We start from the raw sequence: 24656 nt of genomic DNA, 5'->3' as shown, positions 1-24656 counted from the left end.
CGACACGCTGGTTCGAACGTCTGTGTGTTGCCGGTCCTCCGCTTGAAGGTAGGCCCTTCCTTAGGCTACGCATTCGCTCAAGACGAGGCGCCACTTGGGACGGAGCTCAGCACGTCCCGAGATCTGCCGATTCACCCTCAAAGGCGAGCGTGAAGATGGCCTCTCTGACGTCGCCCGCCGTGAATCGCGATTCGGCCTCCGGGAGGCTGAAGAAGCCGACCATCGGCCTCGCCTTGTCGAGTGTCGCCTCGACCGCTCCGCTCCGGATGTCCATGAGCAAGCAACGCGGTTCGTCGGCGTCCGTCACGCCGAACCTCGCGCCGGATGGGAACTCCCGCAAAACGGCCGCTTTCGCCTGAGCCAGAGAAGTGTGGGGTTCGAGCCGACGGAAGGCAGCGCAAGGTCATCGTCTTCCGTCTTCTCAGTCTCGGTGACTCGCCGGCGACCAGCCAGTCTGCTTCACTCGCCGACGTGCCCGCGGTTACCTTCGTGGCCAACGAACAGAACTCGGTATTCGAGTATGAGACGACCCCTGCGAGCGGAACCGAGGCAAGGCGCCGCGAAGGACTCCTCGTGAAGGCGTTCGAGGACCACCTGAGCGCCTTGGGCCATGACGTCTGTCGGGCGCGGATCGCCGTTCCGGGGGAGAAGTCGCAACTTGTGACGGATCCTTTTGATCGAACTACGCAGACGCTCTACGAGGCGAAGAGCGCAAGTGACCGGGGAACGGTCCGCCTCGCGGTCGGGCAGCTCTTGGACTATCTGCGCTTTCTACCGGAAGCTTCCGGAGCAATCCTTCTGCCAAGCCGCCCAACAGACGATGTGGTGCGGTTAGTGCACTCTCTCGGGTTCTCGTTGCACTTCCCGCGAGGTACGGAGTGGGTGAAGGAGCCTGTTCCCAGCGTGGGCGGTGACCAACCAGCAGGAGTGGTCGAGCCAAGTTGAGTGACTTCTAAAGGGAAGATTGAAGCGTCCGCGGTCGGAAGCTGACACTCTCACGTGCGACCGCAACCCGTTGCCCAGCACATCGTCGTGCCGCTTCAGCCGTGATCTGAGCCCGGGACCGCTAACGGGGCGTAAGGCTCTTCAGAGTGACGGTGTCCCCGGACCGTGAGCACTCGTAAGAATAAGTGACTTTCCCCCCGAGGGCATTCTCCGCGACAACGCTACCCCCAGCCGAGGAAGTAGTCTGCACCTCTGCGCTGAAGTCGGCCGTCGAGGGGTTCTACAGCTGATCGCGGACGATGTCCTTACAAGTAGCTTGAACGCTGTACTCACCCGGTCCCTCCTTCATAGCCTACGAAGGACCACACGATGAAGGCTACGACCGCCGCTCCGAGCAAGACCATTTGAGGCCGGGAGGGGGGCTTCGCTGTGGCCGCGTTCACGGGTGGCATAGGGAGATTCAAGCGTAAGGCGCAACCGCGTGTCTGGCATTTCGCGGACGACGTGAAGCGCGCGGAGCCCGAGCATGCGCAACCCTGACGAACCTAACCTGCGACCGACGGACCGCGCGCCGATCGTGTGTTGGCCCTGGCTGGCTCACTAGGGTTCGGGTTCAGCACGGTTCCTATCTAAAAGGCAGGGGTGTCCCGATGGCTGAAGAGAACTGGCATGTCGCAAGGCTGATTCCCACTTCGGGCATCAGTGGTGCGGATGAGCAAGAGCGCAGAGCTACGTCGGCCCTTCTTGCGGTTGCGTCGGCAGTGCGAGAGTTTGGCCGTGCGCTCAGCCAGCCGCTGGGAGCTCATGGAGGGACGCTAAGCACGTTCATCGAAGTGCCGTTCATGCTTGGTGACAAGCGGGTCTACCCGGACGGCCTTATCCGAGTGCAGCGCGGGGCACGGACTTGGACCGCGCTGGTCGAGGTCAAGACGGGAAATAACGAGCTACACGCCGAGCAAATAGAGAACTACCTCGACGTGGCGCGGGAGCAGGGGTACGACGCAGTTCTGACAATCTCGAATCAGATTCCGGCAGTGGCGGGCCAGCACCCCACGAAGGTGGACAAGCGCAAAACCAGAAGGGTGGCGCTGCATCATCTTTCATGGACGCAGGTACTAGCTCTGGCGGTGGTTCAGAAGGAGCACCGAGGGGTCGCCGACCCCGAGCAGGCCTGGATCCTTGGGGAACTGATTAGGTACTTGGAGCACCCACGATCAGGTGCCTTGGAGTTCGACGACATGGGCGGTTCATGGGTGACCGTGCGTGAAGCGGTAGCTGCCGGGACTCTGCGCGCGAGCGACAAAGCGGCACCCGAAGTCGCCGCGCGTTTCGATGCGCTGCTGCGATATTGCAGCCTCCAGCTCGGTCGCCGGCTTGGAGAAGAGGTCACACCTGCTCTTAGCCGCAAGGAGCTTGCGGACCCAACGCTCCGCACGACGACGTTGGTAGCTCAACTTGCCAGTCAGGGCGTCATGGAAGGCGCCATACGCATTCCCAACACTGTAGGGCTGCTCATAGTGAAGGCTGACGTTCACGCGAGCCGGGTGACTTGCTACGTAGACATAGACGCACCTCGGGAAGGCCGGCCCACCACGCGAGTGAACTGGATCATCCGCCAGCTACGAGCTGCGCCAGAAACGCTTCGCGTCGAGGCGTTTGCCATGCATGCTAGAGGCGCGGGGACGGCCGAACTTTTGAAAGACGTACGCGACAACCCCTCGCTGCTCATTGCTGACCCCTCGAAGGAACTGCGAATGTTCCGAGTGGCGGTCACCGAGCCGCTCGGCACGAAGCGCGGTCGTGGGCGCGGATCCTTTATCGACTCGGTTGCCGACGCGGTAAACAGCTTCTACAGCGAGGTGATGCAGAACTTGAAGGCCTGGACCGCCGCCCCACCCAGACTTCGAGAACTGCCTAGCGTCCCAGAGGACAAACCGACCTCGCTAACATCGACGGCTCTCTCATCTCAGGACGGCGCAGAGCTCGCGACAGGCCGCGAGGAACGAGTTGAAACGCTCGCGTCAGTTCGCCCTCCCGCTGAATCGCAATACACCCAGCCTGGGAATGGTGGGTAGTCGGCTCTGAGCTAAGACGTAGACCCCGCAAAACCTGCAGTGCGGGCCATCGGCGTCAACGCCGTGTCTGGGACGTCAGGGAAGTAAGCCAGCTTTCGCGTCGCGGCGCACTCTGGAAGTGTGCGCCCGTCGATCGCCGTGACTTGCATCTGGCCTCCTCTTCTTCGCGCTACCCATCCTTCATGCAGTGTTGGTGAGAGGATGCGTCCATGACAGATTGGGGGGCCGTCGTAGGCGGTGGTGCTGTGGTTGTGGCGGCGGCCGTGACTGCCGCCTCGGCCACCTGGACTTCAAAGAACCGACATGTCGCGACTAAGGAAGCCCTGGACATACGCGATCGATTGGACGGTGACCAGCGAGAGGCATGGGAGCCGGTCGTTCAGCGGCACATCGATGTGGAGTTGCGGCGACTCGCAGGACTGTCGCCACCCGTCGTAGCCTTCATCATCCTGCTAGTGGGCTATGTCGCAATGTTGGTCAGTATGGCCTTGGAGGAAGCTGAAGTTGGGGGCTACCTGCAAGAACTACTCCTACTTGTCGGCGCGCTTTTCATGCTGCTCAGCGCGGTTCTCTGGATTGTTTATATGTGGCGCCTCTATCGATCCCGCTACCGTAAAAGGCGGGCGCGTTTGACGAGTTCCCGTGCTACGCAGGATGCGGGTGAGCCAGCACCCACCTCAGGAGAAGGTCCACGCTTGCGTCGAGATTGAACAAGCGAATGTCGCTACTCGGAAACTGAGCGGAACCAGGACGGCGTTCAGAGCGAAAGGCTTTCCACGGAATGGACGGTTTTGACGCACCAAAATTCGCGGATACGGAGAATGACTAGTGGGTAATGCAACATTCTTGGGTGTCGATACCCATTCCATTCACGGCTTCACGGTCTACGACGTAAAGGATCCCCACAGTCTCACTCAGGTTTCGGGCTACCTTCGCTATGAGTCCAGACCGGGCCGCATGTTCTTTCGTGGTCAATCCAAGCTCTACGCCCATGCGACTCCATCCCTTTTCCGAGGCAGATCTCAGAAGGTCATCGCCAAACACACGCGATTGTTGAATGCCTATGTTGAGGAGCTGAGCGGGGGGAACTGCTCGTGTCCCTGGTACTCCGGGCAAAACTGGTATTCAAAGTCTCACGAATGTTCTGAGCGTCTAGATGTGAATGACCATGGGGGAAGTGTTGCTTCGGGTACTTACCGAGCAGCAGTTGAACCACTGCTGCAGCATTACGGCGTAGCCACGCGGTGGATAGACGCTGTTGACAACATCTGGGTGGCGCTATGGTTCGCCTGTCACGAACAAGTCACGAAGAATGGGTACGCCTACCATCTCAAGAGGTCGCGGGAGACCGAGGCTGCCAGGACGTCACACGTCCCGTACGCATACGTGTACATGCTAGAGACAGGGACGCTGGCGTCCACGAACGTGCCGGGTTACGACATCTCAGAAGAGACTCGCCTCATTGACCTGCGTTATTGTGTCCCGTCCATCTATCTAAGGCCGCACGCTCAACACGGCGTTCTTTTGGCGCGTCGGCGGCTTTCCCCCAGACCAGACGCAATCAACAACTCCCTGGATCATGCGGTGGCTGGTGTGATTAGAGTCCGCCTCAGCAATGCCCTCGATTGGCTCGGCGACGGCGCTCTTACAAACCACTTCACGCTTTTTCCCCCCGCCGTCCATGATGTTGGTTACCGACGACTGATGAGCGGCCCGAGCCCTGACGAGGGGCTCGGGGCCATCGTCATCTATCAAGGGGGCGCGTAGCGCCCGTGCCCTATGAACGTAAGCAGGGCTGGCGCCCTGGGGGTATGACCTCTTGGAGCCCTCAGGGCAACCGTCATGTGATAGCAGCCGAGATCGTGCCACCTTCCCAGGTCTCCAGCTCGCCCTAGACGTTGCTCCGTATGGCGCTCTGAGGCCCGAACGCCGACAAGAGCCCCAGACCAGCCCTTCGCTTGGAAAAGCCGGTCTGGGGCCTTGTGTGATCGTTCTACGGGGTCGCGGTGGACATGTCCGACACCAGTAGGTGAAGCTCGGCCTGCCACTCCGGTTCAGCGTCTGGTTGCTCCAGCTCGACACGGAGCCTGCGCCGGTCGCCCTCGGTGAATAGGAGCGATCCGAGCCCTTGCATGACGACGCGCAGCAGCTCGGGGGAGCGTCGTCCTCCCTGCTCGGTCCAGTGCTGCACGGTGTCGCAGAGGAGGTAGAGCGTGGCCCAGTCCGTCGAGCCGTAGAAGGTGCTCACGCCGCTGTCGGTGGCGGAGCTCCACAACATCGTCGCCATTGCGCCCCAGTCGGGATTGGGGTCTGGTACGACAACGCTGCCGGTGCTCACCTTGGTGATTGGCTTGTCGTGTTCATGCCCCTTCCTTGCTCGGGGTCGAGCGAGGTTGTCACTTCGATTGGGGATGCGCGGCACTGTGTCCGTCCTTCCGTGGATGGGATGCCATGAGAGCGAGGGCCGCGTTCGTCCAGCCCTTCGGCAGGAACAGGCGCTCAGCGAGGTGCCGCTGGGCGGCGAGGACGGCCATTGGTTCGCTCGCGGTGAGGATCGAGCGGTACGTCTGCACGATCCGAGCGGCCTCGGGCTCGGGCAATGCATCGCTGTGGAGAGCACCACAGCGGGGGAGTGGATCGCGATGACGGTCGTCATGACGGGCGGAAGCTCGGGGTTCGGATCGGTTGCGGCACAACGACTTCGGGACTCCGGTGCCACAGTCATCGTCGGCTCGCGCGCCGAGTCGGGGCGGGCCGAACTTGATCTGACCGATCTCGCGTCGGTGCGCGCGTTCGCCCGTGGGGTGGCCGAACGCAGCGAGGATGAGCCGATCGGCACCGTCCTGCTCAATGCGGGACTCGTCAGAGCACACGACCGGGACCGGACGCCGGACGGCATCGAGACGACGTTCGCGGTGAACCACCTCGCGCACTACCTGCTGTTGCGCCTGCTCCTTCCCGTCCTCGCCGACGGGGCACGCGTCGTCCTCACGGCTCGCCACGCGCAGACCCTGCCCGAGGTGCAGTCCCGACGGATCCGCCTCGTCGCCTTCGACCCGGGACAGGTCTTCGGCACGGGTCTGGCCCGCGACCTGGCCCTGCCGATGCGCTTCGCCTGGGCCGCCATGGGCACGCGCCTCGGCTCGCCGGTCCGAGCCTTCAACCCGCACATGAACACCGTTCCTGCGGCGGGTCGGGCACTGGCCGGCCTCGCCACCGAGGAGGTCGGTTTCCCAGGAGTGGCACCGCCGGGATCGGGTGTGCGAGAGGTTGGGCCCGGGCATGCCTACGCGGCCCTGCGACGAGGACGGCTGAGTTGGACCCAGCCCTCTGCCCTGGCCCAGCGGCCGGACGTCGCGAAGCAACTGTGGGACGACTCCGCCGAATTGGTGGGGCTGCCACGGTGAGGTGGTCGCGGGAGGCGAGCGGACGGCATACCGGATGGTCGGGACCGGGCCTCTTTGCCAAACCTTGACCGAACCATGGGGAAATGCTGGTTTCGGCCGATCCGCGGCCGTCACTAGGTTCGGGGCACCCAGACCTCACAGAGGTTTGTGCAAACCGAAAGGACACACATGTCTGTTCGCCCCGTGCGCACTGCCGCACTCGTTGCCGCATCCGTCCTCTCCGCGGCCAGCCTCGGGTTCGGAGCCTCGAGCGCGTCCGCCATCCAGACCGCAGGAGAGCGGGGTGTCGCCGCCGAGTGCGCGACCGATACCCACTCCGACGCGCTCGTCGCCGGTCGTGGTGGCCAGGCCAAGGACCCGCACGACGTCTCGCCGGCGCAGGCCAAGGCCATGGAGGCCGACCTCGCGAAAACCCTTGCGGCCAAGGGCCTTTCGCGCAGCGCCTCCGGCGAGGCCAAGAAGCCGGGCGGTGGTGGCGCGTTCACCCCCACGACGATCGACGTCTACTGGCACACGATCACCGACGGCAGCAAGGGTGCGCTCAGCGCCAGCGAGATCAACAGTCAGATCAGCGTCCTCAACAGCGCCTACTCCGGCACCGGCTTCTCGTTCGCGCTCAAGGGCACGACGACGACCAACAACGCGTCCTGGTACAACGGCCTCGACTACGGCACGACGGCCGAGCGCAAAATGAAGTCGTCGCTCCGTCAGGGCGACAACGGCGACCTCAACATCTACACCGCCGACCTCGGTGGTGGCCTCCTCGGCTGGGCGACCTTCCCCAAGAAGCGCGTCGACTCGATGGACGGCGTCGTCATCCTCGACGAGAGCCTCCCCGGCGGCACCGCCTCGCCGTACAACCTCGGTGACACCGCGACGCACGAGGTCGGCCACTGGCTGAACCTGTACCACACGTTCCAGGGCGGCTGCTCGGACACGGCCGGTGACTACGTCACCGACACGCCCGCCGAGTCCAGCCCGGCGTCGGGTTGCCCGACCGGTCGCGACACGTGCACCCTGCCCGGTCTCGACCCGATCAAGAACTTCATGGACTACTCGAACGACCAGTGCATGGACCACTTCACGAGCGGTCAGACCGCCCGCATGCAGAGCGCCTGGGTCGCCTACCGCGGCTGATCCAGCGCTCGCGCCAGCCGCTCCCTGAAGGCTGATGCGCGCTGATTCGGCGCCGTTGCGTCGATGCATACACCGAGGCCCCCGTCCAGCAGGCGGGGGCCTCGGCATGTCGTCTCGCGAACCTCGTTAACCTTGGCGAGCCGATGAGTACCTCAGCCGCTTCCCACCTCAGTCCCGCCTTCCCGGAGCGGGCCGCGTGGGGTACCGCAGCCAAGCTCCGCGCTTGGCAACAGGAGGCGCTCACCGCCTATCTCGAGTCCGACGCGAAGGACTTCCTCGCCGTCGCGACGCCCGGTGCCGGCAAGACGACGTTCGCCCTGCGCATCGCCGCCGAACTGCTCCAGCGCGGTGAGGTCCGGGCCATCACGGTCATCGCCCCGACCGAGCACCTCAAGGTCCAGTGGTCCGAAGCCGCAGCGCGCGTGGGCATCCAGCTCGACCCGAAGTTCTCCAACTCCTCGGCGGTGCACTCCGACGAGTACGACGGGGTGGCGCTGACCTATGCGCAGGTCGCCTCCCGCCCGGACCTGCACCGCCGCCGCACGGAGGACACCCCGACCCTCGTGATCCTCGACGAGATCCACCACGGCGGCGACGCACGCAGCTGGGGGGACGGCATACGCGAAGCCTTTTCCGCCGCGACGCGGCGACTGTCCCTCACGGGGACGCCCTTCCGGTCGGACACGAATCCGATTCCCTTCGTGCGCTACGAGCTCGACGAGGCCGGCGTCCTGCGGTCCGCTGCGGACTACACCTACGGGTATGCCGCCGCGTTGCGTGACGCTGTCGTCCGACCAGTGCTCTTCCTCGCCTATGGCGGCGCGATGAGGTGGCGCACCAAGGCCGGCGACGAGATCGCTGCGCGACTGGGGGAGCCGCTCACCAAGGACCAGATGGCCCAGGCCTGGCGGACCGCACTCGACCCCAAGGGGGAGTGGATCCCGTCCGTGTTGGCTGCCGCCGACAAGCGCCTCACCGAGGTGCGGCGACACGTGCCCGATGCCGGCGCGCTCGTGATCGCGACGAACAAGACCGTGGCGAGGGCGTATGCGCGCATCCTGGAGTCGTTGACGGGTGAGAAGCCGGCGGTCATCCTGTCGGATGACGCCGGGTCGAGCGCCCGGATCGAGGAGTTCGCGGCGGGCGACTCGCGGTGGATGGTCGCGGTGCGCATGGTGTCCGAGGGTGTCGACGTTCCGCGACTGTGTGTCGGTGTGTATGCGACGTCGACGTCGACGCCGCTGTTCTTCGCGCAGGCGGTCGGGCGCTTCGTGCGTGCCAGGAAGCGTGGTGAGACGGCGTCGGTCTTCCTCCCGTCGGTGCCGGTCATCCTCGAGCACGCGGCCACGATGGAGGTCGAACGCGACCACGCCCTCAACCGCAAGACCGACCCGGAATCCGAGGCCTCGATGTGGGCCGAGGAGGAAGGCATGATCGCGGCGGCGAACCGCACCGAGAAGACGGTGGGGCTGGAGGAGGAGTCGTTCGAGGCGCTCGAGTCCGATGCCCACTTCGACCACGTCCTCTTCGACGCACAGCAGTTCGGGTTGCATGCCGACGTGGGCTCCGCGGAGGAGCAGGACTACCTCGGTCTGCCCGGGCTGCTCGAGCCCGAGCAAGTGTCGGCGCTGCTCCACGAGCGTCAGGCGAAGCAGTCCAAGGCGACGGGGCGCCGCTCGCGCGAAGCCGATGCTCCGGTGTCCGCGCACCGTGCCCTCGCCGCCCAGCGCAAGGAGCTCAACAAGCTCGTCGCGGCGTATGCCAAGAAGACCGGGGCGCCGCACGCGAACGTGCACATGGAACTCCGGCGGGCCTGTGGCGGACCGGAACTCGCGGCGGCCTCCTCCGAGCAGGTGACGGCGCGCATCGAGAAGGTCCGCAACTGGTTCGTCGGCCGCCGCTGAGCGCCGGTCAGGGAGGGGGGGGGCGAGGTGAGGATCCGTGACTTCTGGCGTAGCGCCTGGAACGACAACATCTTCGGGTTCCGTTTTGTCGTCGGTATGTGCGGCTTCTGGTTCGGCCCGCTGATGTTCGGCACCATGGGCTTCATGACCCGGCCACAGAAATGGGCCATGGTTGCCTGGGCTGCCGTGGCCGCAGTCGGGTGGCTCGGCGCCTGGGTCGTCATGCTCGGCAGGCACTTCCGGTCGGCTCCGGGGACCCACGTCGACCTGACGCCGACCAAGCCCATGTTGCTGCCGGCAGCGCTCATGGTGGGCGGCATCGTCGGCTGCCTGCTTTCGTTCTGATCCGCGTCCAGGAGACCCACGCTGTGGCCGCCAACATCCTCGAGATCAGATCGCCATCAGACAGGTGTTTCTGGTGATCTTCGCCGTCATCATCGGCTCTTCCTTCACGGTGGGTGCGTTCCAGACAGGCCAGTGGGCCTGGCTGGTGGCCGTCCCTCTGAACATCCTCGGAGCCGTGTGTGGGCGGCGTTCATGGCCGCCGGCGCAGTGGCTGGCTGACCCCAGCGCCAGCGAGGCGCCCGCTCGGGCCGATCAGGTCGCGGCGCGGTCCGCTGTCGCCTGGACGAGCGGTCCGGTCCGGTGGTCGAGGTGCGTCACGAGGCACATCGACGTGTTCGCCCGCAGCACGTGGACGTCGTCGATGATCTCGTCGATGACGCGGCCGAGGTCGGCGTTGTCGCGGGCGACGACGCGCACGATGAGATCGCCGACGCCGGTTGTCGAGTGGATCTCGAGGACCTCCGGGATGGCAGAGAGGTGCGCGACCACGGGCTCATGCCCCTGGCGCTGCCGGATCTCCAGAGTGCAGAACGCCGTCACCGGATAGCCGAGGGCAGCCGGGTCGACCTGCGGCCCCATCGACGCGATGATCCCGCGCGCCTGCAAGCGGTCGAGCCGCGCCTGCACCGTGCCTCGCGCCACCCCGAGACGGCGCGAGGCCCCGAGCACCCCCACCGTCGGGTTCTCCGTGAAGAGCGCGATGAGGCGAGCGTCCAGGGCGTCGATGCCGTCGGGGCGAATCATGGACACAGTGTTGACCTCGACCCGCACCCAAGGCAACACGGTGCACAGACTGTGCAGCGCGGCGGCATACCGTTGCACATCCTGCGCGAATCCGACAGCCTGCACACATGACCGATACGACGACTGCAACGCCGCAGGACACCCACATCGACCTCACCGAGCAGGAACGCGCCGCGGACCTCAACATCCAGGAGCTCAAGCGCCTTGTCGGCCTCGTCGACTACGACGAGACCAAGGACCCGTTCCCCGTGACCGGATGGGACGCGATCGTCTTCGTCGTCGGCAACGCGACGCAGGCCGCGCAGTACTACCAGAACGTCTGGGGCATGGAGCTCGTCGGCTACTCGGGCCCCGAGAACGGCAACCGCGACCACAAGGCCTTCGTCCTCAAGTCCGGCTCGATCCGCTTCGTCCTCAAGGGCGCCGTCATGCCCGACAGCCCGCTCATCGCCCACCAGGCCAAGCACGGTGACGGTGTCGTCGACATCTCGCTCGAGGTGCCCGACGTCGACAAGTGCATCGCCCAGGCCAAGGCCGCCGGCGCGACCGTCGTGCAGGAGCCCGAGACCGTGTCCGACGAGTTCGGTTCGGTCCGCATCGGTGCCATCGCGACCTACGGAGAGACCCGCCACACGCTCGTGCAGCGCACCATCGACGGCGAGACGTATGCCGGCCCGTACCTCCCGGGGTACGTCGCCCGCACGTCGACCTTCGTCAAGCGCGACGGCGCCCCGAAGCGTCTCTTCCAGGCTCTCGACCACATCGTCGGCAACGTCGAGCTCGGCAAGATGGACGAGTGGGTCGCCTTCTACAACCGCGTCATGGGCTTCGTGAACATGGCCGAGTTCATCGGTGACGACATCGCCACCGACTACTCCGCGCTCATGTCCAAGGTCGTCGCCAACGGCAACCACCGCGTGAAGTTCCCGCTCAACGAGCCGGCGATCGCGAAGAAGAAGAGCCAGATCGACGAGTACCTCGAGTTCTACAACGGCCCGGGCGCCCAGCACCTCGCGCTCGCGACGAACGACATCCTCAACACTGTCGACGCCCTGCGCGCCGAGGGCGTGGAATTCCTCGACACCCCCGACGCCTACTACGATGACCCCGAGATGCGCGAGCGCATCGGCGAGGTCCGCGTGCCGATCGAGGAGCTGAAGAAGCGCAAGATCCTCGTCGACCGTGACGAGGACGGCTACCTCCTGCAGATCTTCACCAAGCCGCTCGGCGACCGCCCGACGGTCTTCTTCGAGATCATCGAGCGCCACGGTTCGCTCGGCTTCGGCAAGGGCAACTTCAAGGCCCTGTTCGAGTCCATCGAGCGCGAGCAGGACAAGCGCGGCAACCTCTGATCACAGATCCGGCTCGCGAGCCGGGTGCTCCATCCCGAGCCGCTTCGACGCGGCTCGGGACGCGACACCCGGCTCGCGAGCCGTTTCACTTCACTGGCGGGGATGCAGGCCTAGGCTCGAGTGCATGGCATACGAGTACAAGGTCGTGCAGATCCGTGAAGGGCTCATCGGCGGCAAGATGTCCGCCGGCAAACTCGAGTCGACGCTCAACGAGTGGGCCTCGAAGGGGTGGCAACTCAAGCAGATCACCTCGGTCGAGGTGAGAGGTCGCATTGGTCCGGGCGGCGTCGAGGGTGTCCTCGTGACCTTTGAGCGCCCCGTGGGGTGAGGCCTGTCGTCATACTCCCGAAGGCCTGGCACCGCCAGTCGGCCTGGGGTTCACTGTGAACGACCGGCCGGACTACGTCGTCAAGCCGGCCAACGCCGTGCCCTTCGACGACATCCAGACAGTCTTCGGAGGGCGCGGGGACGCGCACGGCTGTCAGTGCCAGTGGTTCAAGCTGGCCCCGAAGGAGTCGCTCGGGCGCGTGGGCATCGATGAACTGCGGGCCCGCTTGGAGGAGCAGTCACGGTGCGGCCACCCCAGAGCCCGCGCGACGACCGGGCTCGTCGCGTACAACGGCGACGACCCGGTGGGCTGGATCGCGGTCGAGCCGCGGACGGCATACACCTCCATGGTGCGGAACGGAAAGGTTCCCTGGGAGGGGCGCGACGAGAACCGCGAGGATCCGAGCGTCTGGGCGGTGACCTGTTTCGTCGCGCGCGTCGGGCACCGCAAGCGCGGCGTGAGCCGGGCCCTGCTCGCCGCCGCGGTGGAGCACGCGCGGGCTCGCGGGGCGACGGCGATCGAGGGCTATCCCATGGCCAGCGCACAGGGCGCGATCACCGGTGAGTTGTTCGTCGGCTTGGAGCCGGTCTTTGCCGACGCGGGCTTCGACGTCGTCACCCGGCCGACGAAGCGACGCGTCGTCATGCGTCTCAACCTCGTGTGACATCCTGCGAGGCATGAGCACGCCGAGCAGCCCCGGGTGGTACGAAAACCCCGACAACCCCGAGGAGTTGCGCTACTTCGACGGCATCCTGTGGACGGCGAACACCACGCCGCTGCGCAAGCGTCCGATGCAGCAGCCCGCCTCGACGCCTGCCGAGCACGGTTCGGCTGCGGCTGCACCGTCGGCGCCCCCGGCCGCACCCTCGCCACCGGCGTCGTGGCCCGGACAGCAGCCGCCGCAGCAGAACCCGTACGAGCGGAGCCCGCACCAGAACCCGCACCAGCACCAGAACCCCTACGGACAGCCGGCGCACACTCCCGGGCTGCCGGGCCAGGTCGCCCTGGCTCCATACGGCCTGCGGGTTGTGGCCTACATCGTCGATTCGATCGTCGTCGCGTTCCTGTCCCTGATCTTCGGTGGCTACTTCCTCTGGCAGGCGATTTCGCCGGTGCTCGACCGTTTCGACTCGGCCATGGCGTCGGGCAACGTCGACGAGATGAGTGCGGCGATCGCCGAGGCGCGCCTCGGCTGGCTGGCCGCCTTCCTCGGCATCCAGCTGCTCATCCTGCTGGGCTACCAGGTGCTCTGCCTGACGCGGTGGGGTGCGACGCCGGGCAAACTCATGGTGGGCATCAGCGTCCGCCGACTCGACCGCCCGGGTCCGCTCGACACGGACACCGCAGTGCGACGGGCGGGCTTCCAGGCCGTCGTTCAGGCGCTCGGCAACGTCCCGGTGCTCTCCCTCTTCGGCACGATCGCCGTGATCTTGGACCTCGTCTGGCCACTCGCCGACGACAGGCGCCAGGCGCTGCACGACAAGGTGGCCAAGACGATCGTCATCAAGGGCCGCGCCCAGCGCTGACGCGCCAGGGCGGTCCGGCGCGGTCCGGCGTGGTCCCGCCGGTCAGCGCGCGGGGCGGATCGTCCCCACGCACTCACCGAACGAGATCGTCGTGCCGTCAGCGCCCGGCGCCGTCGCGCGCAGCACGACGGTGTCGCCGTCCTCGAGGAACGATCGCGTCGAGCCGTCGTTCAGCGTGACCGGCTCCTTGCCGCCCCAGGACAGCTCGAGGAATGATCCACGCTGGCCCTTCTCGGGACCGGAGATGGTTCCGGATCCGTAGAGGTCACCGTCGCGCAGCGTTGCCCCGTTGACGGTCATGTGGGTCAGCATCTGCGCCGGCGACCAGTACATGGCCGCGTAGGGCGGGTGTGCGACGACGGTGCCGTTCCACTCGACCTCGTAGGTGATGTCCAGCCCGTATGCCGTAGACGCACCGTCCGCGGTCGCCTCACCCTGGAGGTAAGGCAGGGGAGTGGGGTCGGTCTGGCCGGGAAGGGGCACCCGGGCCGCCCGCAGGGCCTCGCTGGTCACGACCCACGGAGAGATCGTCGTGGCGAACGACTTCCCGAGGAAGGGGCCGAGCGGGACGTACTCCCATGCCTGCAGGTCGCGTGAGCTCCAGTCGTTGAGCAGCACCGCGCCAAAGATGTGGTCGTCCGAATCCGCAAGGGAGACAGGCGAACCCAGCTCTGTGGCGCCGCCGACGATGAACCCGAGCTCGGCCTCGATGTCGAGGCGCACGCTCGGTCCGAACGTCGGCGCCGCGTCGGTCGGGGCCTTGCGCTGGCCACTCGGCCGGACGATGTCGGTGCCGGACACGACGACCGTGCCGGAGCGGCCGTGGTAGCCGATGGGGAGGTGCTTCCAGTTCGGGGTGAGTGGCTCGGTGTCGGGCCGGAAGAGGCGACCGACGTTCGTCGCGTGGTGCTCGCTCGCATAGAAGTCGACGTAGTCGGCCACCGCGATGGGTAGGTGCATCTTCACGTCGGCGACGGGGATGAGGTGCGGCTCGACGCAGTCGCGCCGTGCCGGATTGGTGAGGACATCGATGATCCAGGCGCGGGCCGCGGTCCAGGCCGGTCGACCCTGCGCGAGGAAGGCGTTGAGGGAGGCCCGGTGCCAGACCTCGTGTGACTCCATGCCGGCCTGTTCGGCACACGCCGCGAGATCGAGCACGTGATCACCGATGCGCGTGCCGACGCGCGGCTCCGACCCGTCGGTCGAGAAGACGCCGTAGGGGAGGTTGCTGATGCCGAAGGGGTGGTCGGCGGGCAGGTCGAGCCAAGTCATGAAGGGTTCTCCTCGTCGTTGTTCAGGTCGAGCAGCCCGAGGTCGTCGAGCTCGCCGATCGGGTCGGTCACTTCACAGCAGCCGTATGCCGTGAAGAGACTGCGCACGCGCCTTGCGTCGTCGTCGGTGAGGTTGTCCACCGCATCCGCGAGAAGGCGTGAATCGCGCCGTGCCAGAAGGGATTCCACTGCCATCACGGCCCCGTCACGTGTGGCCGAGTGGACGGCGAGCAGCACGTTGAGCAGGCCGTGTTGCGGATCGCCGTCGTGCTCGGCGCGGACCGCGTGGTGCAGGCCGCCGGTCAGCTTGAAGGGCACGCCCAGACGTGCGGCATCGTGGACGAACTCGGCCAGCTCGGCCTCGTCGGGCCACTGCCACGTCGGGGTGGCGCCGGTGCGGAACTTGGCCTGGACCGTGCGACCGCCGGAGTCGCCGGCAGCGCGGATGTCCTCGAGCGCCCGATCCCGGTCGGCTCCACGGGGCACCTCGAGCGTCAGGGGGAGCCCATCCACGGGGAGGTTGCGCCAGCCGGGGAACCAGCCCATCTCGACCCCGACGACCTCGACCCTCGGTTCGTCGCGCAGTCGCGCCACCGCGGCGGCCACCTCCGCGGGGTCGATGCCCGGGCGGGCGATGAGGCCGACGCGCAGCGGCTCGGTTCCACCAGCTGCCTCGGCCACGAGTGTCTCCACGTCAGCAACCGGCACGAGCAACGGACCGATGAGGCCGGCATACGCCGCAGTTCGGTGACCGCGATGGCGGGCGACCGCCACGTCGAGTGGTGCGTTCCCGGGAGGGAAGACAGCGGCATCGTCGATGAGCCCTGCGAGCAGGGCGGTGGGCGCCGTTGACATGCCGGACACGCTACTAGGCTGGCCCCACCGAGATTTCAACCACAGTGAGGTGGAGAGCAAGTGGCGCACTACCAGTCGATGGGCAGCATCCCGCCCAAGCGGCACACGCAGCACCGGCGACCGGCCGGGCGAGGGAAGACCGGCGAGCTCTACTACGAGGAGCTCATGGGTGAGGAGGGCTTCTCGTCGGACTCCTCGCTGCTCTACCACCGCAACGTGCCCTCGACGATCGTCGATGCCCAGGTGTGGGACATCGGTGACCTCTCCACGACGCCCAACCACCCACTCAAGCCGCTGCACCTCCAACCGCACGCGCTCTTCGACAGCGCCAAGGCGATCAAGGACACGGACGTCGTGACCGGGCGACGGCTCCTGCTCGGCAACGGTGACGTGCGCATCTCCTACGCGGTGGCCGGCGCACCCAGCCCGTGGTACCGCAACGGCATCGGCGACGAGTGCGTCTACATCGAGCGTGGCGCGGCTCGCGTCGAGACCGTGTTCGGTGCGTTCGAGGTCGCGCAGGGCGACTACATCATCATCCCGAGGGCGACGACGCACCGCTGGATCCCCAAGCGCTCGACCAAGAACCCGTTGCGCGCCTATGCCATCGAGGGCAACAGCCACATCGCGCCACCGAAGCGCTACCTGAGCAAGTACGGCCAGTTCCTCGAGCACGCTCCCTACTGCGAGCGCGACCTGCGCATGCCCGAAGGGCCACTCCTCGCCGAGGACATCGGTGACAGGGCCGACGAGCAGACCGACGTCTACATCAAGCACCGCGGCTCGGGCCCGGCGAGCAGCGGCGGCATCGTCGGCACGATCCACACGCTGCCCTTCCACCCCCTCGACGTCGTCGGCTGGGACGGCTGCCTCTACCCCTACGTCTTCAACGTCCGCGACTACGAACCCATCACCGGACGCGTGCACCAGCCGCCGCCCGTGCACCAGGTCTTCGAGGGCTGGAACTTCGTCGTCTGCAACTTCGTGCCGCGCAAGGTCGACTACCACCCCCTGTCGGTGCCGGTGCCCTACTACCACTCGAACGTCGACTCCGACGAGGTCATGTTCTACGTCGAGGGCGACTACGAGGCGCGCAAGGGTTCGGGCATCAAGCAGGGCTCGATCTCGCTGCACCCGGGCGGGCACGCGCACGGTCCTCAGCCCGGTGCGGCCGAGGCGTCGATCGGCGTCGAGTACTTCGACGAGCTCGCCGTCATGGTCGACACGTTCCGCCCGCTCGACCTGGGCGAGGGTGGGCGAGCGTGCGACGACGGCAAGTACCACCTGTCGTGGAGCGGTGGCCGCACCCGCGAGGGTTCGGACTTCAGCATCGGCTGATCGCGCGGTGCGCTCCGTTGCCGTGTAACGCTTCGGGTGGTGCCGGACACGTCTGTGTCAGGAGCACCTGACCGGGGGACACGACATGCCATCTCCGCCGTCACCGGAGGAGCGTTTCACCGCACTTTTCGAGCGCACGCGACTTCCACTGCTCGCGTATGCCGTCCGCCGAGTCGTCGACCCGGCGGACGCTGCCGATGTGGTCGCCGAGACGTACCTCGTGGCGTGGCGCCGTCTCGACGACGTGCCGCAGGGTGACGAGGCCCGGCCGTGGCTCTTCGGGGTCGCGCGGAAGGTGCTTGCGAACCATCACCGCGGCGAGCGTCGCCGCGTCGCGTTGGCCGACCGGCTGAGGGATCACCTCGTCGAGGAGGTCGTGCCGGCATTCGAGCTCGCCGATGCGGGCGAAGAGGCGCCGGTGCTCCGGGCCATGCGGCGACTGCCGGACGACGACCGCGAGCTCCTGCGACTCGTCGCCTGGGAGGAACTGGCGCGGGACGAGATCGCCGTCGTCATGGGCCGCAGCCGCGCGACGGTTCGAGTGCGCCTCCACCGAGCACGCAAGCGCCTCGAGAAGCTCATGGGCGAGCTCGCGGAGGACCCTGCTCGAGAGCTGAGTTCCGCTGCAGTGCAACGCAATTGAACAGCTGGACATGTCCCTGATGTACGCACACCAGCGCGTATCAGTGCAGAGGAGGCACGATGAACACCACGGGAAACGACACGGGGCGGAGGGGCGCCGACGTCATGGACGCACTTCGGGCCGCCGACCCCGCGACCCGCGCCGACCTCACTCGCACTGACGACCGGGCCTTCACGGCCTTGCGAGAGGGGATCACGATGACCGCACGAGAGCAGGCGGGTACGACGAAGCGCCGGGGCAGGCGAACGCTGGTCGCAGGGGGACTGGCGCTCGCCCTCCTCGGCGGCGGGACGGCATACGCCGGTCTGAATGGTTTCGAGGTCTTCAACAACGTTCCCGCGACGTGGAAGGGCGGCGGCACCGACGGCGGGGTCACCTGCCTCAGCGTCTGGGTCGATCCGCAGTCGCCCGACGCTGCCAAGGGCAGCACAGGCGGACCAGAGCTCAGCGCCGACCCGATCGCCGACTGCCAGAAGTACCAGGAGATGGCGGGCAAACCGCCGATCGCGGACCCCGTCGCTTTCACCCACGGCGGCATGACCTACGTGACACCCAAGAAGGCGGTGCCGCCGTCAGCGGATCCGGCTCCCACGGTGAAGCCGAACGCCGATGCCCCCACGATCCTCCGGGCCACTCTCGGTGACTACGTCGACGGCGGCAACAGCCGCTGCTTCACTGGTGAGGAGGCCTCCGAGTTCGTCGCCAAGGAGATGAAACGCCTTGGCCTCACGGGCATCAAGGTCATCGAGCAGCCCATCGAAGACGGCGACTCATGCGCCGCCATGGACCATGACCCGGGCACCGGCGAGGTGATCATCTTCGAGATGCCCGGGGACCCGTCGAGGCCCTCAGGACATGGTGGCTACACACACCAGATATCCGACGTCCTGCGCGAAGGCATCGCCGAGAAATGCGTGTCCCTGTCGGAGGCCGAGGCGGTCGCCACGAAGGCACTCGGAAAGTTCCACCACTGGCCGACAAGTGCCGTCGAGGACAAGACCCTCAAGTGCACGACTGTTGACGTCCAGGCGGGTGGAAGCATCCAGATCTTCCTCCGCGGTCCGAAGTAGAGACTGATGGTGAGTTGGGGTAGTGCCAGCGCACTACCCCAACTCACCATCAGTGGGTCGGTCACCACTCACGGACCGAACGCTGCTTGTCAGGCCAGAGCGAGGCGGTAGCCGCGCTTGACGACGGTCTGGATGAGACCTCGACCCCCGACGTCCCGCAGTCGTCCGATGGCGACCTCTGCGGCGTGGGGGTCGGTCGAGTCACCGGGTAGAACGGCGAGCACGTCCGTGCGCGTGACCACCTCTCCCCGCGCCTCGACGAGAAGTCGCAGGACCTCGAGTCCACTCGGTGACAGCGGGAGGACGTGCCCATCGAGCAGGGCCACGGTGCGTCGCACCTGCAGGTGACCGCTCGACGTGACGATGGCGGTGGACTGGGCCACCTCGTAGTGGTGGACCAGCCGCCTCACGAGTGCCCCGAGTCGGCCGCGGTCCGGGACGATTGACTCAATGCCCTTGTCCCGCAGGGGGATCGCCGTGACCGGCCCGACGGCAGCAGCCACGAGGCACCCGGAAGCGCACCGTGCCACGATCCCGTCGGTCACGCCCTCCGCGTCGGCGGCGGCCAGCCAGGCGTGCGCGCCCGGTGCCGACGTGAACACGACGGCGTCGATCTCACCCGCCGCAGCGTCACGCACCGACTCGGCCAGCGCCGCGGGATCCGGAGTCGGTCCCCAGCGATACACGACGAGGCTCGCCACGTCGGCGCCTGCAGCCGCGAGCTCCGTGTCGAGACCGTCCGCTCCTGCGCCGTGGTGCTGGACCGCGATGCGCAGGCCAGCGACCCCCTCGTCGAGGAGGAGCTCAAGGATCTCGGCGGACGTCTCGGACTCGGCGACCCAGTCGGCGGTGAGTCCTGCTGCCTGGATGGCGCCTCGCGCCTTCGGTCCGCGGGCGATGATGCGCGCTCCTCCGAGGACACCGAGGAGGTCGTCGGCGTGGCCGGCCGCATCTGCTGCCTCGATCCAACCGCGGAGCCCGATTCCGGTCGTGATGACGACGACGTCCGGTGGACTCGCGACCAGTTCCTTCGTCGCGACGAGCAGTTCCTCGTCGTGCTCGTGCGGCACGATCGTCAGGGCCGGGGCATGTCGGACCGTCGCGCCGCGACGGGCCAGCGCGGACGCGAGCTCGCCGGATCGCCGGTCGGCCGTGACGAGGACGACGCAACCGGTCATGACCTGGCTGAGGGCCGGGGGAGTGCGAACTGCGCTCACGCGTTCATCCTCCCGCGAGCAGGGCCGGGTCGGCGACGCGCCCGACGACGATGACGGCGGGCGAACGCACCTCGGCCGTGCGAGCGACGCCAACGATCGAGGACAGCGTCCCCCGCGTCACGCGCTGCCGCTGCGTCGTGGCCTCCTCGACGATCGCGACGGGCAGGTCAGCGGGTGAGCCCGCGGCGAGCAGGTCGGCCACGTGGTCCGCGAGCAGCGCAACACCCATGAGGACGACGAGAGTCGTGGTCTCCGCCGCAACCGCGCCGATGAGGTGCGGGTCGATGGGTTCGTGGCCATGGACCAGCTGCACAGCACCGACCGTTCCGCGGTGAGTGAGGGGTATGCCGGCCGCCCCCGGAGCGCTGAACGCCGAACTCACGCCGGGGATCACCTCGACGAACACACCTGCCTCGCGGCAGGCGATGACCTCTTCGCCGCCGCGTCCGTAGACGAAGGGGTCGCCACCCTTGAGTCGCACGACGGTGCGGCCGCGGCGAGCGTGCTCGACGAGGATGCGGTTGATCTCCGGCTGCGGGATGGGGTGCCGGCCGGGGCTCTTGCCGACGTCGATGACCTCGACGGACGACGTGAGGGTCCGCAGTAGGTCGGTCGGGCCGAGCCGGTCCGCCACCACGACATCCGCCTCGGCGAGAGCGCGTCGCCCACGCACCGTGATGAGGTCGCTCGCGCCCGGGCCGCCGCCGACGAGGACCACGCGACCGGGCCTTGCAGGAACGGCGCGGCGGTGTCGCAGGTCGAGATCGGCCGTCTCCAGGTGCACGGCGACGGCGTTGCGGACCGCGACAGTCCTTGCCGGGTCCGGCTGACCTGTCGAGACGACTCCGATCCGGAGTCCAGCGTGCTCGGTGATCGCGGGATTACGCGCCGTTCCGTGGCTCGCGACACCCGCGCACACGCTGAAGATGCGCTGCAGGGTCGCCCGCTCGCACAGGGCCTGGTCCACCGAGGTGTCGCCGGTCGCGGCGACGACGAACCATGACCCGGTCACGTCCTCGAGCGTCACCTCGCGTTGGGTCCACGTCACGGCAGGCAAATCGCACAGGTCGAGCATGTCCTCGCAGACCATCGGGGTGACGACGTGGAGGACTGCCCCGTCGTCGACGAGGGCCCGGGCCTTCGACGCAGCAACCGGGCCGCCGCCCGCGACAAGAACCTCGCGGCCGACGAGGTCCACGCCGAGCAGAGTCGTCACGTCCCGACCTCGGGTCGGGCGACGAAGACCACCCCGCCGCGCACCTCCACCGGCCACACGGCGAGTGGCACAGGCTCCTTGCCGACGGCGTCGAGGCACTCGCCCGTCCGCAGGTCGAAGACCTGCTTGTACATCGGCGAGGCGACTGTCGGAGCCGCGCCACGGGTTCCGACGATTCCTCGCGACATCACGAAGGCGCCGCTGAAAGGATCACGCTGCTGGACGGCATACACGCTGTCGTCGAAGGTGCGGAACAGCGCGAGCTGCACACCGCCGACCAGTGCTGCGGCACCACGCTCTGGGGCCAGATCGTCGAGGCTGCACACGCCGATCCACTCGGAGTGCGCTGTGGCGAGGCCTTCCGTGGACTGATCGGTTGCGACACGGATGCTCATCGGCGCACCTCCAGGGTGGTTCCCGCGATGAGGACGCCACCGGCGCGCTCCTCCGGGGTGGCGGGTCGAGGTTGGCCCCGTTCGGCGACGTAGCCGAACGAGTCGTCGGCAACGTCCGGGGCGTTGACGAAGGAGCCGAAGCGGCGCAGCTTCTCCGGGTCGGAGAGGACAGCAGCCCACTCGTCCTCATAGGAGTCCACGTGGACGGCCACCGCCGCGTCGAGGTCCGCGGCGATCCCGAGCGAGTCCTCGAGGACGACGGCGCGGATCGCGTCGAGACCGCCCTCGTGGTCCTCGACCCAGGCGGCCGTGCGCTGGAGGCGGTCGGCGGTTCGGACGTAGTACATGAGGAACCGGTCGATCGTGCGGACGAGGGTGTCGGTGTCGAGGTCCTCGGCGAGGAGCTGTGCGTGGCGCGGGGTGAAGCCGCCGTTGCCGCCGACGTAGAGGTTCCATCCGTTGTCGGTCGCGATGACCCCGACGTCCTTGCCGCGTGCCTCGGCGCACTCGCGCGCGCAGCCCGAGACACCGAGCTTGAGCTTGTGCGGGCTGCGCAGTCCGCGATAACGGAGTTCGAGCGCGATGGCGAGCCCGACGGAGTCCTGTACGCCGTAGCGGCACCACGTCGAGCCGACGCAGGACTTCACCGTCCGCAGCGACTTTCCGTAGGCATGTCCGGACTCAAAACCGTTGTCCACCAACCGTTTCCACACAGCCGGGAGCTGGTCGATGCGTGCACCGAAGAGGTCGATCCGCTGGCCGCCCGTAATCTTCGTATACAGCCCGAACTCCTTGGCCACCTCGCCGATCGCGATGAGTCCCTCGGGGGTGATCTCGCCGCCGGGGATGCGCGGAACGACCGAGTACGAGCCGTCCTTCTGGAGGTTGGCCATGACGTGGTCGTTGGTGTCCTGCAGGCTCGCTCGCTCGCCCTCGAGGATGTGACCCGTGCCGAGGGAGGCGAGGATCGAGCCGATGACGGGCTTGCAGATGTCGCAGCCGCGACCGCGCCCGTGGGTGGCAATGATCTCGCTGAACGTCGTGAGGCCCTGCACGCGGACGACGTCGAACAGCTGAGCCCGCGAGAGGTCGAAGTGTTCGCACAGTGCGCTGCTCACCTCGACGCCGGACTTCTCGAGCTCCGTGGTCACGAGCTTCTTGACGAGGGGGAGGCACGAGCCGCAGCTCGTCCCGGCCTTCGTGCAGGCCTTGACTCCCGCGAGGTCGGTGCAGCCACCCTCGGTGACCGAGCAGCGGATCTCGCCCGCGGTGACGTTGTTGCACGAACAGACCGTCGCGTCCTCCGGGAGGTCAAGACCCGGAGCGCTCCCCGCTGTGTCCGGACCGAGAAGGTATGCCGCGGGGTCCCCTCCCAGCTCACGGCCCACCATCGGTCGGAGGGCGGCGTATGCCGTGGCGTCACCGACGAGGATTCCTCCCCTCAGCGTTCGGGCGTCGTCGCTCATGACGAGCTTCTTGTAGACGCCCGCGACGGGGTCGGAGATGACGACCTCGAGGCCGCCTGGCTCCTCGGCGAACGCGTCGCCGAAGCTCGCAACGTCGACCCCGAGAAGCTTGAGCTTTGTCGACAGGTCGGCACCGGGGAAGGTTCCGCCGCCGCCGAGCAACCGATCGGCCACGATCTCGGCCATCGTGTAGCCGGGGGCAACCAGGCCGAGGCAGCGGCCGCCGATGTTGGCGACTTCGCCGATTGCCCAGATCGCGGGATCGGTTGTGGCACAGGCGTCGTCGACGACAACTCCACCCCGTTCACCCACGTCCAGACCGCAGTCGCGAGCCAGCTCGTCACGCGGGCGGACACCCACGGCAAAGATCACGACGTCGACGTCGAGGGGTTCACCCTCGCTGAACTCCATCTTCGAGACGACGCCGCGGTCACCCACGATGCGTGAGGTGGCAGTCGACGCGCGCACGCTGACGCCGAGGCTTTCGATGAGTCGCTTGAGTGCGGCACCGCCGCCATCGTCGACCTGCAGCGGCATGAGGCGCTGCGCGAACTCGACCACCGTGGTCTCGACCTCGAGGGCGCGCAAGGCACCGGCTGCCTCAAGACCAAGGAGGCCGCCACCGACGACGGCGCCACGCACCGGGCGGTCCAGCTCGTCGCGGCGCTTCTCCACCCAGGCGCGGAGGTCGGCGACGTCGTCGATCGTGCGATAGACGAAGGCGCCCCGAAGGTCCTTCCCGGGAACTGGGGGGACGGCGGCATACGAACCGGTTGCGAGGACGAGCGCGTCGTAAGGAAGGACGGCACCACCGTTCGTGGTGACGGTGCGCGCCGCACGGTCGATGCTGTCGGCCTTCACGCCACGTTTCAACGTGACGAGTGGGTCGTCCCAGATGTCCTGGCCGCCGAGGGCAAGGTCTTCGGGGTGGCGCCCGGTGAAGTACGACGTGAGGGCGACCCGGTCATAGGGAGCCCGCGGCTCCTCGCAGAGGAGCGTGACCGACCACTGACCCGCCTCGTCGCGCGCCCGAAGGGCATCGATGAGTCGGCGGGCGACCATGCCGCCGCCGACCACGACGAGGTGCTGGGGGGACTGTTCCTGAAGCATGTCGGCGACGCTAGGCACCGGCCGTTTCGGGACTGTCGTCCTCGTGTTTCCCGCGCGTAAAACGGTTCTCTCACGGGGCGCGTCGTCACGGTGAGGTCGCCATGCCAGTGACGCCCGTTCCTCACCTCAGCTCCAGCCTCCCTCGACGTCAGCGCGGTTGTCGACAGGGTGCAGGTGCTGGCGGGAACAGCGCACTTCACGCGACGCCGAGGCTCGTTGTCGACGACGTTCAGGTACGCCACCAGCTACTTGGCCAAGCGAGGTTCCTACCCCCATCGACCCGGCTTTCAGCCTGCACGCCGGCGCTCACGT

General features: G+C 67.1%; 22 protein-coding genes. 13 read left to right on the top strand and 9 right to left on the bottom strand.

All coding sequences use genetic code 11. From position 1 onward, the window contains the following. Positions 1–106: 106 nt before the first annotated feature. Positions 107–307 (bottom strand): hypothetical protein, encoded by a 201-nt coding sequence (locus N803_RS01735; protein ID WP_035902063.1) that lies wholly within the window; start codon positions 305–307, stop codon positions 107–109. Positions 308–1595: 1288 nt separating this feature from the next. On the opposite strand from N803_RS01735, the gene N803_RS01730 reads away from it, so the two are divergent. After that, positions 1596–3020, top strand: coding sequence for a hypothetical protein (locus N803_RS01730; RefSeq protein ID WP_211253437.1), 1425 nt, complete (start codon positions 1596–1598; stop codon positions 3018–3020). Positions 3021–3977: 957 nt separating this feature from the next. Continuing rightward, on the top strand, positions 3978–4787 hold the full coding sequence (locus N803_RS19140; protein WP_084763910.1) for an FRG domain-containing protein: 810 nt from the start codon (positions 3978–3980) through the stop codon (positions 4785–4787). Positions 4788–5013: 226 nt separating this feature from the next. Here the strand turns inward: N803_RS19140 and N803_RS19215 are convergent, their stop codons facing one another. Next, positions 5014–5625 carry a phage terminase small subunit gene (locus N803_RS19215; protein ID WP_483790086.1) on the bottom strand — a complete coding sequence of 204 codons (612 nt, stop codon included), beginning with the start codon at positions 5623–5625 and terminating at the stop codon, positions 5014–5016. Positions 5626–5629: 4 nt separating this feature from the next. Between N803_RS19215 and N803_RS01715 the strand changes: the two genes are divergently transcribed. From N803_RS01715 to N803_RS01700, 4 genes are all read left to right on the top strand, one after another. Beyond that, the gene (locus N803_RS01715) at positions 5630–6427 is read left to right on the top strand and encodes an SDR family NAD(P)-dependent oxidoreductase (protein ID WP_035902055.1); all 798 of its coding nucleotides are present in this window, start codon (positions 5630–5632) and stop codon (positions 6425–6427) included. Positions 6428–6595: 168 nt separating this feature from the next. Further along, a complete protein-coding gene (locus N803_RS01710; RefSeq protein WP_035902052.1) occupies positions 6596–7564 on the top strand; it encodes a M43 family zinc metalloprotease in 969 nt (322 codons plus the stop codon). Between the two features lie 143 nt (positions 7565–7707). Continuing rightward, complete coding sequence (locus N803_RS01705; RefSeq protein ID WP_035902049.1) at positions 7708–9468, top strand: DEAD/DEAH box helicase; 1761 nt, start codon at positions 7708–7710, stop codon at positions 9466–9468. A 27-nt stretch (positions 9469–9495) separates the two neighbouring features. Continuing rightward, a complete protein-coding gene (locus N803_RS01700; RefSeq protein ID WP_035902047.1) occupies positions 9496–9813 on the top strand; it encodes a hypothetical protein in 318 nt (105 codons plus the stop codon). Between the two features lie 252 nt (positions 9814–10065). Here N803_RS01700 and N803_RS01695 read toward each other — a convergent pair whose 3' ends face one another. Next, a complete protein-coding gene (locus tag N803_RS01695; protein ID WP_035902639.1) occupies positions 10066–10557 on the bottom strand; it encodes an Lrp/AsnC family transcriptional regulator in 492 nt (163 codons plus the stop codon). A 107-nt stretch (positions 10558–10664) separates the two neighbouring features. Here N803_RS01695 and hppD point away from each other — a divergent pair, with 107 nt between their 5' ends. From hppD to N803_RS01675, 4 genes are all read left to right on the top strand, one after another. Beyond that, positions 10665–11909, top strand: a complete 1245-nt coding sequence (hppD, locus tag N803_RS01690; protein ID WP_035902045.1) for a 4-hydroxyphenylpyruvate dioxygenase — start codon at positions 10665–10667, stop codon at positions 11907–11909. 124 nt (positions 11910–12033) lie between these two features. Continuing rightward, a complete protein-coding gene (locus tag N803_RS01685; RefSeq protein ID WP_035902043.1) occupies positions 12034–12237 on the top strand; it encodes a DUF4177 domain-containing protein in 204 nt (67 codons plus the stop codon). Between the two features lie 55 nt (positions 12238–12292). Continuing rightward, a complete protein-coding gene (locus N803_RS01680) occupies positions 12293–12901 on the top strand; it encodes a GNAT family N-acetyltransferase (RefSeq protein ID WP_035902039.1) in 609 nt (202 codons plus the stop codon). A gap of 13 nt (positions 12902–12914) precedes the next feature. Continuing rightward, complete coding sequence (locus N803_RS01675) at positions 12915–13763, top strand: RDD family protein (protein ID WP_035902037.1); 849 nt, start codon at positions 12915–12917, stop codon at positions 13761–13763. 42 nt (positions 13764–13805) lie between these two features. Here N803_RS01675 and fahA read toward each other — a convergent pair whose 3' ends face one another. Together fahA and N803_RS01665 are read right to left on the bottom strand one after the other, a co-directional pair. Then, entirely contained in the window at positions 13806–15035 is a 1230-nt protein-coding gene (gene fahA / locus N803_RS01670; protein WP_035902035.1) for a fumarylacetoacetase, read from the bottom strand. Next, positions 15032–15889, bottom strand: a complete 858-nt coding sequence (locus N803_RS01665) for a hypothetical protein (protein WP_035902033.1) — start codon at positions 15887–15889, stop codon at positions 15032–15034. Before N803_RS01665 ends, fahA begins: the two co-directional genes overlap by 4 nt. 60 nt (positions 15890–15949) lie before the next feature. On the opposite strand from N803_RS01665, the gene N803_RS01660 reads away from it, so the two are divergent. From N803_RS01660 to N803_RS01650, 3 genes are all read left to right on the top strand, one after another. Next, on the top strand, positions 15950–17227 hold the full coding sequence (locus tag N803_RS01660) for a homogentisate 1,2-dioxygenase (RefSeq protein ID WP_035902031.1): 1278 nt from the start codon (positions 15950–15952) through the stop codon (positions 17225–17227). Positions 17228–17312: 85 nt separating this feature from the next. Then, the gene (locus N803_RS01655) at positions 17313–17870 is read left to right on the top strand and encodes an RNA polymerase sigma factor (protein ID WP_035902028.1); all 558 of its coding nucleotides are present in this window, start codon (positions 17313–17315) and stop codon (positions 17868–17870) included. Between the two features lie 59 nt (positions 17871–17929). Further along, entirely contained in the window at positions 17930–18940 is a 1011-nt protein-coding gene (locus N803_RS01650) for a hypothetical protein (protein ID WP_035902025.1), read from the top strand. An 89-nt stretch (positions 18941–19029) separates the two neighbouring features. On the opposite strand, the gene N803_RS01645 is transcribed toward N803_RS01650, so the two are convergent. Genes N803_RS01645 through nirB form a run of 4 tightly spaced genes read right to left on the bottom strand, consistent with a single transcriptional unit; the run spans position 19030 to position 24344 of the window. Continuing rightward, positions 19030–20118: a uroporphyrinogen-III synthase gene (locus N803_RS01645; protein WP_035902636.1), complete on the bottom strand. Its 1089-nt coding sequence runs from the start codon at positions 20116–20118 to the stop codon at positions 19030–19032. A gap of 43 nt (positions 20119–20161) precedes the next feature. After that, a complete protein-coding gene (cobA, locus tag N803_RS01640; RefSeq protein WP_035902022.1) occupies positions 20162–21373 on the bottom strand; it encodes a uroporphyrinogen-III C-methyltransferase in 1212 nt (403 codons plus the stop codon). Next, entirely contained in the window at positions 21370–21768 is a 399-nt protein-coding gene (gene nirD, locus N803_RS01635; protein WP_052111599.1) for a nitrite reductase small subunit NirD, read from the bottom strand. The genes cobA and nirD overlap by 4 nt, the downstream gene beginning before the upstream one ends. Next, complete coding sequence (nirB, locus tag N803_RS01630) at positions 21765–24344, bottom strand: nitrite reductase large subunit NirB (RefSeq protein ID WP_035902019.1); 2580 nt, start codon at positions 24342–24344, stop codon at positions 21765–21767. The genes nirD and nirB overlap by 4 nt, the downstream gene beginning before the upstream one ends. Positions 24345–24656: the final 312 nt, after the last annotated feature.

Source organism: Knoellia subterranea KCTC 19937 (assembly GCF_000768685.1).
GTDB lineage: Bacteria > Actinomycetota > Actinomycetes > Actinomycetales > Dermatophilaceae > Knoellia > Knoellia subterranea.
The sequence above is the reverse complement of the archived record's forward strand: the minus strand, read 5'-3'. Positions and strand labels throughout refer to the sequence as shown.